The organism is Streptomyces sp. NPDC055966, assembly GCF_042269865.1.
GTDB lineage: Bacteria > Actinomycetota > Actinomycetes > Streptomycetales > Streptomycetaceae > Streptomyces.
On record NZ_JBHJYK010000004.1, the window covers coordinates 498,474 to 512,334 of the forward strand.

General features: G+C 74.1%; 10 protein-coding genes. 3 read left to right on the forward strand and 7 right to left on the reverse strand.

Annotated elements, in window-relative coordinates; all coding sequences use genetic code 11:
- Positions 1-798: an SURF1 family protein gene (locus tag ACFC8N_RS12045; protein ID WP_356029757.1), complete on the reverse strand. Its 798-nt coding sequence runs from the start codon at positions 796-798 to the stop codon at positions 1-3.
- A gap of 221 nt (positions 799-1,019) precedes the next feature.
- On the opposite strand from ACFC8N_RS12045, the gene ACFC8N_RS12050 reads away from it, so the two are divergent.
- Entirely contained in the window at positions 1,020-2,828 is a 1,809-nt protein-coding gene (locus ACFC8N_RS12050; protein WP_376288017.1) for a prolyl oligopeptidase family serine peptidase, read from the forward strand.
- A gap of 12 nt (positions 2,829-2,840) precedes the next feature.
- Here the strand turns inward: ACFC8N_RS12050 and ACFC8N_RS12055 are convergent, their stop codons facing one another.
- Positions 2,841-4,709 carry an NAD-binding protein gene (locus ACFC8N_RS12055; RefSeq protein ID WP_356029867.1) on the reverse strand — a complete coding sequence of 623 codons (1,869 nt, stop codon included), beginning with the start codon at positions 4,707-4,709 and terminating at the stop codon, positions 2,841-2,843.
- Between the two features lie 178 nt (positions 4,710-4,887).
- On the opposite strand from ACFC8N_RS12055, the gene ACFC8N_RS12060 reads away from it, so the two are divergent.
- Complete coding sequence (locus ACFC8N_RS12060; protein WP_376288018.1) at positions 4,888-5,907, forward strand: permease; 1,020 nt, start codon at positions 4,888-4,890, stop codon at positions 5,905-5,907.
- Positions 5,904-6,659 carry a TIGR03943 family putative permease subunit gene (locus tag ACFC8N_RS12065; protein WP_376288019.1) on the forward strand — a complete coding sequence of 252 codons (756 nt, stop codon included), beginning with the start codon at positions 5,904-5,906 and terminating at the stop codon, positions 6,657-6,659. Before ACFC8N_RS12060 ends, ACFC8N_RS12065 begins: the two co-directional genes overlap by 4 nt.
- A gap of 25 nt (positions 6,660-6,684) precedes the next feature.
- On the opposite strand, the gene ACFC8N_RS12070 is transcribed toward ACFC8N_RS12065, so the two are convergent.
- The 5 genes from ACFC8N_RS12070 to kdpB form a co-directional block, all read right to left on the reverse strand.
- Positions 6,685-8,727, reverse strand: coding sequence for an NAD(+) synthase (locus tag ACFC8N_RS12070; protein WP_362822390.1), 2,043 nt, complete (start codon positions 8,725-8,727; stop codon positions 6,685-6,687).
- A gap of 76 nt (positions 8,728-8,803) precedes the next feature.
- On the reverse strand, positions 8,804-9,322 hold the full coding sequence (locus ACFC8N_RS12075; protein WP_376288020.1) for a hypothetical protein: 519 nt from the start codon (positions 9,320-9,322) through the stop codon (positions 8,804-8,806).
- A gap of 86 nt (positions 9,323-9,408) precedes the next feature.
- The gene (locus tag ACFC8N_RS12080; RefSeq protein WP_376288021.1) at positions 9,409-10,200 is read right to left on the reverse strand and encodes a GNAT family N-acetyltransferase; all 792 of its coding nucleotides are present in this window, start codon (positions 10,198-10,200) and stop codon (positions 9,409-9,411) included.
- A 51-nt stretch (positions 10,201-10,251) separates the two neighbouring features.
- Positions 10,252-11,061: an SDR family NAD(P)-dependent oxidoreductase gene (locus tag ACFC8N_RS12085; RefSeq protein ID WP_376288022.1), complete on the reverse strand. Its 810-nt coding sequence runs from the start codon at positions 11,059-11,061 to the stop codon at positions 10,252-10,254.
- Between the two features lie 405 nt (positions 11,062-11,466).
- Complete coding sequence (kdpB, locus tag ACFC8N_RS12090) at positions 11,467-13,620, reverse strand: potassium-transporting ATPase subunit KdpB (protein ID WP_376288044.1); 2,154 nt, start codon at positions 13,618-13,620, stop codon at positions 11,467-11,469.
- Between the last annotated feature and the right edge of the window lie 241 nt (positions 13,621-13,861).

The following is a 13,861-nucleotide window of genomic DNA, read 5'->3' on the forward strand; positions in this document are numbered from 1 at the left end:
CTACGGGGCGCTCACCGCGGCCGGGGTCTCTTCCTCCTCCGGCACCAGGAGGCCCAGCGCGGCGTCCCGTACCGCCTCCGCCTCGCGCCGCAGCAGGCGGAACCACATGAAGACCACGAAGCCCGCGAAGACGAACCACTCGCCGGTGTAGCCGAGGTTCTGGAAGGCCTTCAGGTCCAGGCCGCTGCCCGACGGGGCGGTCGCGGGGACGGGCTTCATGCCGGAGTCGGCCGTGTCGAGGGTGATCCAGGCGTCGTACAGCTTGTACGGCACCAGGTTGACCAGCGACGCCGAGCTGATCGCCGCAGTCTGGCCCGCCGGGAGTCCGCCGGCCGCGCTGACCCCGTTGTCACCGGGCGTCTCGGAGGCCTGGAGCGCGCCGGTGACGGTGACCTCACCGGTCGGCGGGGCCGGGGCCTTCGCGGCGTCAGCCGTGCCCGGCAGCCAGCCCCGTACGACCGGCAGGGCCTTGCCGGAGTCGGTGCGCAGCAGCGTGAGGACGTAGAAGCCGTTCCTGTCGTCGAGCTGCCGGCCGGGCACCAGCAGCTGGGTGCCGTACCGGCCGTGCGCGCTGACCCGGCGGCCGGAGGTCGCCTGGTCCACGGGCAGCATCGTGTCCAGCGGCTTCGCGGTCTCCCGCTGGTCGGAGGCGGCCTGCTTGGTCGCGGCGCGGCTGTCGTGCACCCGCCCCTCGAACCGGCTCAGCTGCCACGACCCCATGAAGACGCAGAACGGGATGGCGAGCAGCACGAAGACGTTGATGCCCCACCAGCGGGGTGTCAGCAGAAAGCGGTACACGCCCTCCACGGTACGGCGCCGCCGCCGGACCCCCGCCCGCGGGGCGCCCGTGAGCGACCTGCCCGACCGGTCCCACATGGCGCGATCGTCCTCTCGTCGGTTCGGCGGGACGGACACCGGCGGGCGCTGTGCGGTCAGGAGCCGAAAGTTATCCACAGGCTGCGGACACTCGCCACACAATTGTCGGCGCGGCCAGGCAGTATGGGCGCATGACTGGGGCGATGAGCGAGAGCGACATGTACGACCTGCACGACCTGCCGGACTGGGAGAAGCGCTTCCGGGCGCCGCGGGTGTCACTGCCCGACTGGGCGGAGGACGCACCGGACCGCTCCCTGTTCGTGTCGAACGCGACGGGGACGTACGAGCTGTACGCCTGGGACCGCGCGACGGGCGAGCAGCGCCAGGCGACGGACCGGCCGAACGGCACGACGGACGGCGTGCTCTCCCCGGACGGCGCCTGGATCTGGTGGTTCGACGACAAGGACGGCGACGAGTTCGGCGTCTGGCGCCGCCAGCCCTTCGCGGGCGGCGCGGCCGAGCCCGCGGTCCCCGGCCTCGCCCCCTCCTACCCGGCCGGGCTGGCCCTCGCCCGCGACGGCCGCACGGCGGTGGTCGGCCGCTCCACCGACGAGGACGGTACGACGATCCACCTCGCCCGCGCGGGCGAGGCCCCGGCCGAGATCTACCGCCACCGCGAGTCGGCGGGCGTCGGCGACCTCTCGCGCGACGGCTCCCTGATCGCCGTCGAGCACACCGAGCACGGCGACGCCATGCACGCGGCGCTGCGCGTGCTGCGCCCGGACGGCACGACGGTCGCCGAGCTGGACGACACCAAGGGCGGCACCGAGGAGCTGGGCCTCGAAGTGCTCGGCTTCGCCCCCGTCGACGGCGACACCCGGCTGCTCATCGGCCATCAGCGCCGGGGCCGCTGGGAGCCCATGGTGTGGGACGTGGTGACGGGCGAGGAGACCGACCTCGCCCTGGAGCTGCCGGGCGACGTCGGTGCCGAGTGGTACCCGGACGGCTCGGCCCTGCTCGTCGCGCACGGCTTCGAGGCCCGCAGCGAGCTGTTCCGCCTCGACCTCGCGAGCCGCGAGCTGACCCGCATCCCCACCCCGCCCGGCACGGTGTCGGGCGCCACGGCCCGCCCCGACGGCAGCGTGGAGTACCTGTGGTCGTCGGCCGAGGAGCCGCCGGCCGTGCGCTCCACGTCCGGCGGGGTCGTCCTGGACCCCCCGGGCCTGCTGTGCCCGCCGTCGGTGGCGGTGGAGGACGCCTGGGTGGAGGGCCCCGGCGGCCGCATCCACGCCCTGATCCAGAAGCCCGCGGGCGCGACCGGCCCCCTGCCCACGGTCTTCGACCTGCACGGCGGCCCGACCTGGCACGACAGCGACTCCTTCGCCGCGGGCCCGGCCGCCTGGGTCGACCAGGGGTACGCGGTGATCCGCGTCAACTACCGCGGCTCCACGGGATACGGCCGCGCCTGGACCGACGCCCTCAAGCACCGGGTCGGCCTGATCGAGCTGGAGGACGTGGCGGCGGTCCGCGACTGGGCGGTCTCCTCCGGCCTCGCCGACCCCGAGCGCCTGGTCCTCACCGGCGGCTCCTGGGGCGGCTATCTCACCCTGCTCGGCATCGGCACCCAGCCGGACGCCTGGACGGTGGGCATCGCGGTCGTGCCCGTCGCGGACTACGTCACCGCGTACCACGACGAGATGGAGGCCCTGAAGGCCATGGACCGCACCCTGCTGGGCGGCACCCCGGAGGAGGTCCCGGAGCGCTTCGAGGCGTCCTCCCCGCTGACGTACGTCGACGCGGTCAAGGCCCCGGTCTACATCTCGGCCGGAGTCAACGACCCCCGCTGCCCGATCCGCCAGATCGACAACTACGTCAAGCGCCTGGACGCCCGCGGCGCCACCCACGAGGTCTACCGCTACGACGCCGGCCACGGCTCCCTGGTCGTGGACGAGCGCATCAAGCAGGTCCGGCTGGAGATGGACTTCGCGGCGCGGCACCTGCCCAAGGCGTAACCCCCGTACGGGTCAGCGCAGTTCCGCGAGGCCTCTGCGGGTGGCGGCGACGACGACACGGTCCCCCTTCTCCAGCACATGGTCCGGGGCCGTGTCGGTGCGGCCCTCCAGGGCCAGGGCCCGCCAGGAGCCCGCCTGGAAGGCCTCGCGTACGGTGCGGCCCTCCAGCTGGGGATGGCCGGCCACGTCCACGGAGGCGAAGAGCAGGACCCTGCGGCCCACGGGGATCGCGCCCACCACCTGCCGGCCGAGCATCGCCCCGGCGAACGCGGGCGCGGCCAGGTGCGTGACGCTGCGGCTCCGGGTCAGCGCGTGCGGGTACGCGGCCCGCAGGGTGCGGTAGACCGCGGTGGCGAAGTCGTCGTCGTAGAGCCGGAGCACCACCCGCAGATCGGGCCGTACGGTGCGCGCGTACAGCACCGCCTCCAGGTTGGTGGTGTCGGCGCTGGTCACGGCGAGGAGGGCGTACGCGCGGTGGATCTTGGCGGCCTCCAGGACGCCTTCCTGGGTGACGTCGCCGAGGACCACCGGCACCCGCAGGCGGCGCGCGGTCGCGAGGCCGCGGGCCTCCGGGTCGGACTCCACGCACACGACGGGGACGTTCAGTTCGCGCAGCCGGGTCATGACCCGGGTGCCGATCTTCCCCAGCCCGAGCAGCACCACGTGCCCGCCGAGGCCGCGCGGCGGCTTGCGCAGGGCGGAGGCGGTGCGGAAGGTGCCCAGCGCCTCCAGCACGGCCGCCAGCAGCACCGGCAGCAGCAGCAACCCGACCAGCGCGGACAGGAGTTGGAGGAGCTGCCGGCCGAGGGGCGCCTCCTTGGCGGGGTCGTCGATCGCGAGCAGATCGAGGAGGGTGTAGTAGAAGGCGCGCAGCGGCTGGATCCCGCTGACCAGCCACAGCGCGACGGCGAGCGCGACGACGCAGGCCACCATGCCCGCCAGCGACCAGCGCAGCCGGCGTGAGAACAGCGAGGCGAGCGGCGGCACGCCCCCCACCCCGCGGCCGGCCATCCCGCGTCCGCCCGCCCGGCGGCCGGCCGTGTCCGCGTCCGGGCCGCCCGCCGCCGACGCCTGCTCCAGCACCAGCGCCGTGCGCCCGCCGGCCCGGGCGACCTCCTCGTCGTCGGGCAGCAGCCGCGTCTCCTGCTCCCCGTTGCCGTCCGGGCCCTCCCCGCCGGCCCGGTCGCCCGCCGACAGCAGGGCCAGCGTGTACAGGCCGGAGCCGGCGGGCCGCCCGTCCGCGGACAGCGGGCGTTCCACGGCCCGCAGCAGCAGGCCCTCGGTCTGGACGACCTTGCTGGTGCCCGTCACCGCGGTCGCGGCGAGCGCGGGCGCGGCGGTGTCGGCGTCCGACAGCACGGTCGTGGAGGCGTCCGCGGCGCCCTCGCCGTCACCGGTCGCCAACGCGGCGGCCTGGTCGAGGAGTTCCTCGATGTGCTGGCCCAGCCGGCGGTTGTAGAGCCGCAGGACGAGGCGCAGCCGCGGGTTGAGACGACGGGCGGTCAGGGCGGCGCGGATGTTGGTCTCGTCGTCGTCGAAGACGAGGGCGAGCGCGGCGGCCCGCTCCACCCCGGCCTCGGCGAGCACGGCCTCGCCGAGGCCGACGGCCTCCAGCACCCGGGGTCCGTCCTGCCCGTCCGCACCGCCGGAGCCGCTCGCGGCGGGCGGCGTCGTGGCCCCGGCGACGGCACCCGCCCGGCCCACCGTCGCGCTGACCACGCGGTCGAACAGCGCCGCCGACGCCGCCCGGGCCCGGCCGACCACCGGCGGGCGGGCGGTGCGCTCGTCCGGCGGTACGACCAGGGTGACCTGCTCGCCGTAGACCCCGCGCAACTCGGCGGCCAGCCGGTGCGCGAGCCCGTCGTCACCGCACACCACCATGTGCGCACGCGGGGCCCTCGGCCCGCCGCGCGCGGCACCCTGGCCTCCCTGATTCGGAACGCTCACCACGAGGGAAAAGAGTGCCCCAAGAAGAAGAGTGGTTCCAGCAACGGTGTGAACACCTGCGCAAGCATGCGCGTACCGAGGGGGAGGGAGCACACCAGCCGGAGGTAACCGCGTGGCCATCACCGAAGACGCCCCACCCGGTGCGCAGGCACGCCCCGCTGACGCGTCGTCGGATCAGGAGGGCCGTCGGCTCAGCTCTCCGCTGGTGCTGGTCCTGACCCTGCTCCTCGCCGTGCTCGCCCAGTCCCCGATCCGCGGACTTCTCGGCACCCCGCTGATGCAGAGCTGGATGACGGTGTTCGTCGCGGTGACCATGCAGGCGCTGCCCTTCCTGGTGCTCGGCGTGCTGCTCTCGGCGGCGCTCGCGGCGTTCGTCCCGCCGTCCTTCTTCGCGCGCGCCCTGCCGAGCCGTCCCGCCCTCGCCGTCCCGGTGGCCGGGGTCGCGGGCGCGATCCTGCCGGGCTGCGAGTGCGCGTCGGTGCCGGTGGCGGGCGCGCTGGTGCGCCGGGGCGTCACCCCGGCCGCCGCCCTCGCCTTCCTCCTCTCCGCCCCGGCCATCAACCCGATCGTGCTGACCGCCACCGCCGTGGCCTTTCCCCGCGACCCGGAGATGGTCCTCGGCCGGTTCGCCGCGAGCCTGCTGGTGGCGTGCGTGATGGGCTGGCTGTGGCAGCGGCTGGGCCGCACCGACTGGCTGCGCCCGCCGGCCCACGGCGCGCACGAGGGCGCGACCAGGTGGGAGGCGTTCTGGAACTCGGTCCGGCACGACACCGTGCACGCCGGCGGTTTCCTGGTGCTCGGCGCGATGGCCGCCGCGACCCTGAAGGCGGTGGCCCCCGCACAGTGGCTGCGCACGGCCGCCGCGAACCCGCTGGTCGCGATCCTCGCCCTCGCCGTCCTCGCCGTACTGCTGTCCATCTGCTCGGAGGCGGACGCGTTCGTCGCGGCCTCCCTGACCCAGTTCTCCCTGACGGCCAAGCTGGTGTTCCTGGTGGTGGGCCCGATGATCGACCTCAAGCTGTTCGCGATGCAGGCCGGCACCTTCGGCCGCGGCTTCGCCCTGCGCTTCGCCCCCGCCACCTTCGCGATGGCCGTCGCGGGTGCCGTGGTGGTCGGGACGGTGCTGCTGTGAACCGCCAGTCCCAGGCCGCCGTCATGTTCCTGCTCGGCGCCGCGCTGCTGCACGCGGGCAGCACCGGTCTGTATCTGCGCTACGTCAAGGCGGGCCTGCAGCCGCTGCTGCTGGCGTCGGGCGCGGTACTGATCGTGGGGGCGCTGGCGACCGTCTGGTACGAGCGCGGGCGGCATCGCCTGCGGCAGCGGACAAACGAGGGCCAGGCCCACGAGGGTGATGCTCACGAGGGGCATGCTCACCCCGAACCCCGGGTCTCCTGGCTTCTGTTGCTGCCTCTCCTCGCGCTCATCCTCGTCGCGCCGCCCGCCCTCGGCTCGTACAGCGCGCTGCGCTCGGGGACGGCGCTGCAGAAGCCGTACGGCGTCGGGCCGCTGCCCGGCGGCAGCGGGCCGGCGCGGTTGTCCGTGGTCGACTACGCCTCCCGCGCGGCCTACGGCAACGGCCGTTCCCTGAGCGGACGGACGGTCCAGGTCACCGGGTTCCTCGCGCTGGACGGTTCGGGGCAGCCGTATCTGGTGCGGATGGCCCTCAACTGCTGTGCCGCGGACGCCCAGCCGGTCAAGGTCGGGCTGACCGGTCAACTGCCGCCGGTGCTGCGGCCGGACGCGTGGCTGGAGGTGACCGGTGCGTACAGCCCCCGGCTGGGCCGCGACCCCGTCAACAACGGGCCGATCCCGTTCCTGAAGGTCAGCTCGGCACAGCCGGTGCCGGTGCCGCACGATCCGTACGACGAGACGTGGAACAACTGAACGCCCGCCGACGCGCGCGACGCGCCTACGCCCCGGTCAGATCGAAGCGCTCCAGGTCCCGCAGCCACGCCTGGGCGTTGCCGTCCGAGGGGGCGCGCCAGTCGCCGCGTGGGGAGAGGGCGCCGCCGGCCGAGACCTTCGGGCCGTTCGGCATGGCGGAGCGTTTGAACTGGGAGAAGCCGAAGAAGCGGCGGACGAAGACCTCCAGCCAGCGGCGGATCTCGGGGAGGTCGTAGGCGCGGCGCTCGGCCTCGGGGAAGCCGGGGGGCCAGGCGCCGGCCTCCTGGTCGTGCCAGGCGTGCCAGGCCAGGAAGGCGATCTTCGAGGGGCGGAAGCCGTAGCGCAGCACGTGCCAGAGGGTGAAGTCGTGCAGCGCGTACGGGCCGATCTTCGACTCGGTGGACTGCATCTCCTCGCCGGGTACGAGTTCGGGGCTGATCTCCGTGTCGAGGATCGCGGTGAGGATCTTGCCGGTCTCGTCGTCGAACTGGCCGCTGCTGACGACCCAGCGGATCAGGTGCTGGATCAGCGTCTTCGGCACGCCGGAGTTGACGTTGTAGTGGCTCATCTGGTCGCCGACGCCGTACGTGCACCAGCCGAGCGCCAGCTCGGAGAGGTCGCCGGTGCCGAGGACGATGCCGTCGCGCTGGTTGGCCAGCCGGAACAGGTAGTCGGTGCGCAGGCCCGCCTGGACGTTCTCGAAGGTGACGTCGTAGACCGGCTCGCCGGCGGCGAAGGGGTGGCCCATCTCCTTCAGCATCAGCCGCGCCGTCGGCGTGATGTCCAGCTCGGACGCCGTGACGCCGAGGGCGCGCATCAGCTTGTGGGCGTTGTCCTTGGTGTGGTCGCTGGTGGCGAAGCCGGGCAGGGTGAAGGCCAGGATGTCGCTGCGCGGGCGGCCGGCGCGGTCCATCGCGCGCGCGGCGACGATCAGCGCGTGCGTGGAGTCCAGGCCGCCGGAGACGCCGATGACGACCTTGGGGCCGCCGATCGAGGCGAGGCGCTGCTGGAGCCCGGCGACCTGGATGTTGTAGGCCTCGTAGCAGTCCAGGGCGAGCCGCTCGGCGTCGGCGGGCACGAACGGGAAGCGCTCCAGGCGGCGGCGCAGGCCCAGGTCGGTGGTGGTGGGCGGGGCGAGCTCGAAGGACACCGTGCGGAAGTCGGCGGTGCGGGCGGCGTGGGTGCGGCGGTTGTCGTCGAAGGTGCCCGTCCGCTGGCGCTCCTGGCGCAGCAGGTCGAGGTCGACGTCGGCGACGGCGTACTGCTCTCCGGCCGGGAAGCGCTCGGTCTCGGCCAGCAGCACCCCGTTCTCGTAGATCAGGGTCTGGCCGTCCCAGGACAGGTCGGTGGTGGACTCGCCGAGACCGGCGGCCGCGTACACGTAGGCGGCGTGGCAGCGCTCGGAGGCCGAGCGGCACAGCAGCTTGCGGTCCTCGGCGCGGCCGACGGTGATCGGGCTGCCGGAGAGGTTGAGCAGGACGGTCGCGCCCGCCAGCGCCGCCTCCGCGCTCGGCGGCACCGGGACCCACATGTCCTCGCAGATCTCGGTGTGCAGGACCAGTCCGGGCACGTCGTCCGCCGCGAAGAGCAGGTCCACGCCGAAGGGGAGGTCGGCACCGGCCAGGCGGATCGTTCCGCCGCGCTCGTCGTCGCCCGCGGCGATCTGGCGGCGCTCGTAGAACTCGCGGTAGTTCGGCGGGTACGACTTCGGTACGACGCCGAGGATCCGGCCCCGGTGGACCAGCACCGCGCAGTTGTAGACCCGGCCGCGGTGGCGCAGCGGGGCGCCGACCACCAGCACCGGCAGCAGCTCGGCCGACCCGGCGACGACGGTGGCGAGCGCCGACTCGACCTCGTCCAGCAGGGCGTCCTGGAGCAGCAGGTCCTCGATCGCGTACCCGGACAGGCACATCTCGGGGAACACGGCGACCGCGACGCCCTCCTCGTCGCACCGGCGCGCGTGGCGCAGGACGGAGGCGGCGTTGGCGGGCGGGTCGGCGATGACGGTGTGGCCGGTGCAGGCGGCGACACGTGCGAAGCCGTGCTGATAGATCGACCAGAAGCTCAACGGGACCTCTCTCACGGCTCCACGACGTTCCTGCGGGGTGCTACGAGGAAAGCCTACGGGGGCCGCGCCGGGAGGGTCAGGACAGGCCCGAAGCGCGCAGTACGCCCTCGGCCGCCTCGCCGTCGATGCGGTGGCCGAGCCGGTCCAGCACGTCGGCGCCCTGGCGCAGCGTGCCGCGCTCCAGGGAGCGGCGCACCCCGGTGTCGAGTTCGTGCCAGAGCAGCGGGTTGGCCGCGAGGATCCGGGGGTCCAGTTCCAGCCGGTGGCCGTGGACGTCCCGCAGGACCAGGTGGGAGGAGACGCCGTCGTACTGCCGTACGGCCGTGAGCGCGTCGGTGCGGACGACGCGCCGGCGCCAGGGGGTGCGCACCGCGAGCCAGCCGGGGCCCGCGCTCACCCGCTGCGGCAGCAGCACCACGCCCACCGCTGTCGCGAGGGCGGCCCAGAGCAGGGCGCGCGGCCCGGTCAGGCTGCCGGCGTCCCAGTCGACCAGGAAGGCGAGCGTGCCGAAGAGGAGGGCACAGCTCGCCGCGAGCCGGGCACTGCCACGCCAGTGACGGTCGCGGGCGGTCCCGGCCGCTGTGCTGCGTCGCATGGTGCCGACGCTAGGCACGGCCGCGCGGTCCGGCGACCGCTGCTGACGCTCCCCTGACGGGGTACGGCCCGATCCTGACGGAATCCTTACGCGCCGCCTGCCAGGGCGCTCGGCCGGGCGGGCCGTACCGGGCTGCCCACGGCGTGGTGGACGTACTCGCGGACCAACCGGAACCCGGCGTGCCACGCCAGCAGGCGGCTGGCGCGGTTGTGCAGGGAGCAGGTCCAGGCGGGGGTGTGGCCCCGGGCGACGACGTCCGCGCACAGGGCGGTGACGCAGGCCAGGCCGAGGTGCAGGCGGCGGCGGTCGGGGACGGTGTACACGGCCACGTCCTCGTGGCCGGTGCCGCGGAAGTAGGTGCAGGCCACGGCGAGGATCCGGCCGGCGCGGGTCACCGCGGCCCAGGCGTGCCCCGAGGCGGCGAGGCCGAGCGGCCCGCCCCAGCTGGCCGAGAGCCAGGAGGCGTCCGGGCCGAGGGCGTCCAGGGCGCCGGTGTCGGCCGGCTCCAGGCGCCGCACGGTCACGGCGTGCGGGACGGTCGCGGGCTGGGGCCGTGCCTGGAGCGTCCAGACCATGCGCTCCCACGGGGTGAGCCGGTCGAAGGCGGCACCGAGGACGGGCAGGAACCGGTCCGGGGCCTCGATCCGGCTGCCGGCCAGCGGGGCGAGCAGTTCCGGCGACAGCCGCTGCGGGCTGCCGCGCAGGACGACGTGCCCGGCGCAGGAGACGGCGACCGCGCGCGGCTGCACGGGCCGGTCGGCCCACCACCGGCCGACGCCGGTGGCCAGCGCGTGCTCGCCGATCGTGGCGGGACCGGGGGCACCGGTGGGGAACCAGCGCGCCAGCGCCCGTGCGTCCGGCGGCGGGATCTCGATCATCGGGCCCTCCTGAGCGTCGACGCCTCGCGGGAGTTCTCTGCGGTGCGCACTTCAGACGGTCCGGCCGACCAGCAGGTCCGCCAGCTTGTTCAGGCGCCGTACCGTGCGGTCCTCGCCGGCCGCCGGGGCCGGGTCGACGCGTTCGGCGCGGTCGTAGTAGGCGCCGTTGACGATCTCGACGGCCGGGTCGCAGAGCCGGACCACGTGCGCGGCACCCTCGGCGGGGGTGGTGCCCTCGTGGGCGTAGAGCGGGAGCAGCGCGGTGTCGCAGACGCCCGGGTGGACGGAGACGGCGGTGACGCGCGGGTCGGCGGCGAAGACCGTGAGGGCGAGCTGCGACTGGGCGTAGGCGGCGAGGCGCGAGTAGCGGCGGGCGCGGTTCGGGTCGGCCCAGCTGATGGAGGCCGTGCGGTGCAGCGAGGAGGACACGTTCACCACCCGGCCGCCGGGGTCGCTGGTCAGCGCCGGCTCCAGCAGGCACGTGAGCAGGTAGTGGGCGAGGAAGTTGACCTGGAAGGCGATCTCGTTGCCGTCGGCGGTGACGGTGTGCCGCTCGGGAGCCGCCATGCCCGCGTTGTTGACGAGGACGTCCAGGTGCGGGTGCTCGGCGACGACCGCGCGGGCGAGGGCCTCGACCTCTTCCAGGTGGGCGAAGTCGGCGCCGTACGAACACAGTTGGGCCGGTGCGATGCCTGCCGTGGCGACCAGCCGGTCCGCCGCCGCGCGCGCCTCGGCCGCCGTACGGCCGTGCAGCAGCACGGTGGCGCCGCGCTCGGCGAGCTGTCGTGCCGTCTCGTGGCCGATGCCGGAAGTGGCGCCCGTGATCAGGACGGTTCGGGATGAAAGGGATGACTGGGTCATGATCCTGTCCGGATGGAGGAGAAGGAGGAGATGAGGGAGGAGAGGGAGAGGGAGGAGCGAGGGGCGCCGGAGCCGGTCACGGCGCCCCTCGGGTCACGGAAAGCGGCGTCGGCGGACGCGGCGTCGGCACGGCGGGCGTCGGCGGGACGCGCTGCCGGCGCGGCGCGGGCGCTTCCGTTCAGCGCGGCGTACGACGCGGCGGCCGAGCGAAGCGAGATGGGGGCACCCCCGGCCGAAGGCTGGGGGAGGGACTCGGCGGCCGGTCGGAAAGGGGCCAGGCGCTGTTCACGCCCTCCATGGAAGCCGCGCCGCTCGGGCCGGGCAAGCCGGAAACGCCTTCCCTGACGGGGCCCTGACGTGCGCATACGTGTCCTTGACGGGGTCAGCCGGGCGGGCGGGCGCGGGTCAGCCGAGGCCGGGCACCTGGGAGACGGCCAGGTCGATGACCTTGATGCCGACGAAGGGCAGGACGAGTCCGCCGAGGCCGTAGACGAGCAGGTTGCGGCGCAGCAGGTCGTGGGCGGAGGCGGGGGTGTAGCGCACGCCGCGCAGGGCCAGCGGGATCAGGGCGACGATGATCAGCGCGTTGAAGATGATCGCGGAGGTGATCGCGGAGGTCGGGCTGTGCAGGCCCATCACGTTCAGGGAGCTCAGGCCCGGGTACGTGCCCGCGAACATCGCCGGGATGATGGCGAAGTACTTGGCGACGTCGTTCGTGATGGAGAAGGTCGTCAGCGCGCCGCGGGTGATGAGGAGTTGCTTGCCGATCTCGACGATCTCGATGAGCTTGGTCGGGTTGGAGTCGAGGTCGACCATGTTGCCGGCCTCCTTGGCGGCCGACGTGCCGGTGTTCATGGCCACGCCGACGTCCGCCTGGGCGAGCGCGGGCGCGTCGTTGGTGCCGTCGCCGGTCATCGCGACGAGCTTGCCGCCCTCCTGCTCACGCCTGATCAGCGCGAGCTTGTCCTCGGGGGTGGCCTCGGCCAGGTAGTCGTCCACGCCCGCCTCCTGGGCGATGGCGCGGGCGGTCAGCGGGTTGTCGCCGGTGATCATCACCGTGCGGATGCCCATGCGGCGCAGCTCGGCGAAGCGCTCGCGGATGCCGTCCTTGACGACGTCCTTGAGGTGGATCAGGCCGAGCACGCGCGGCCCGTCCCAGTCGTGCACGGCCACCAGCAGGGGCGTGCCGCCGCCGGCGGCCACCGCGTCGGAGTACCGCTGGGCCTCGGGCGGCACGTGGCCGCCGTACCGGCGCACCCACTCGATGACCTGCCCGGCGGCGCCCTTGCGGACGGCGCACACCGCGCCGTTCGGCCAGCGCAGGTCGACCCCGCTCATCCGGGTCTGCGCGCTGAAGGCGACCCAGTGGGCGTTCGCCAGCGCACCCTGCTCCGGCGTGCGCAGGCCGTGCCGGTTCTTGGCGAGGACGACGACGGAGCGGCCCTCCGGGGTCTCGTCGGCGAGCGACGACAGCTGGGCCGCCTCCGCGAGGTGCGCTTCGCGGACACCGGGCATCGGGACGAAGGCGGCGGCCTCGCGGTTGCCGAGGGTGATGGTGCCGGTCTTGTCGAGCAGCAGGGTGTTCACGTCGCCGGCGGCCTCGACGGCGCGGCCCGACATGGCGAGCACGTTGCGCTGCACCAGCCGGTCCATGCCCGCGATGCCGATCGCCGAGAGCAGGGCGCCGATGGTGGTCGGGATGAGGGTGACGAGGAGGGCGACCAGCACGGTCGTGGACTGGGCGGCGCCCGCGTACGCGCCCATCGGCTGGAGCGCGACCACGACCAGCACGAAGATGACCGTGAGTGAGGCCAGCAGGATGTTGAGCGCTATCTCGTTCGGGGTCTTCTGCCGGGCGGCGCCCTCCACCAGGGCGATCATCCGGTCCAGGAAGCTGTGCCCGGGCCGGGCGCTGACCCGTACCAGGAGCCGGTCGGACAGCACCGTCGTACCGCCGGTGACCCCGCTGCGGTCGCCGCCGGCCTCCCGGATCACCGGCGCGGACTCCCCGGTCACCGCCGATTCGTCCACGGCCGCGACCCCGTCGATGACGTCGCCGTCGGCCGGGATCAGCTCGCCCGCCTCCACGAGTACGACGTCCAGGGGCTTGAGGTCGGTGGCGGCGACGGCCTCCGTGCGGGCGGTGGCGAGGTTCGTGCCGTAGCTCCAGTGCTCCAGCCGCAGCGCCACCGTGTCCGTGCGGGCCCGGCGCAGCGCCTGGGCCTGCGCCTTGCCGCGGCCCTCGGCGACGGCCTCGGCGAGGTTGGCGAAGACGACCGTCAGCCACAGCCAGAGGCTGATGACCCAGGTGAAGACGTCCGGGTGCAGCAGCGCCGACAGCGTGGTCAGGGCCGCGCCGACGGAGACGACGAAGAGCACCGGGTTCTTCACCAGGACCCGGGGATGCAGCTTGTGCAGGGCCTCGGGCAGGGAGCGGACGAGCTGGGCGGGTTCGAACAGCCCGCTCGGCGCCCGGCGCCGCGCCCCGCGCGCCGGTCTCGCCCGGCCTGCGCGCTCGGGGTGTGCCGACGGGGTCTGCTCGGGGGCGGCGGGAAGCATGGACACCTTCGTGCCTTCTGGAGGGGGGTGACAGAGGCAGCGAATCTAACCGCGCCCGCCGCCCGGTCCGCCCTGCTCAGCGGGGAATTTGCGGCACTCATACGGCTTCGCCGCCGACGCCGTCAAAGGGCCGTCAAACCGACCTGAGGATGCATCAGGGAACCGTCAACGCCGGCCAAGGGTGGCCGGATCCGGTCGCAGACTGATCGTCAACGGGGGACGGGCGACACCGTCCGTGGCG

Excerpts from the sequence above, each read along its gene's own strand:
- ACFC8N_RS12050 (WP_376288017.1), top strand. The coding sequence starts at position 1,020 with ATGAGCGAGAGCGACATGTACGACCTGCACGACCTGCCGGACTGGGAG.
- ACFC8N_RS12055 (WP_356029867.1), bottom strand. The coding sequence starts at position 4,709 with ATGGTGGTGTGCGGTGACGACGGGCTCGCGCACCGGCTGGCCGCCGAG.
- ACFC8N_RS12075 (WP_376288020.1), bottom strand. The coding sequence starts at position 9,322 with ATGCGACGCAGCACAGCGGCCGGGACCGCCCGCGACCGTCACTGGCGT.
- ACFC8N_RS12080 (WP_376288021.1), bottom strand. The coding sequence starts at position 10,200 with ATGATCGAGATCCCGCCGCCGGACGCACGGGCGCTGGCGCGCTGGTTC.
- ACFC8N_RS12085 (WP_376288022.1), bottom strand. The coding sequence starts at position 11,061 with ATGACCCAGTCATCCCTTTCATCCCGAACCGTCCTGATCACGGGCGCC.
- kdpB (WP_376288044.1), bottom strand. The coding sequence starts at position 13,620 with ATGCTTCCCGCCGCCCCCGAGCAGACCCCGTCGGCACACCCCGAGCGC.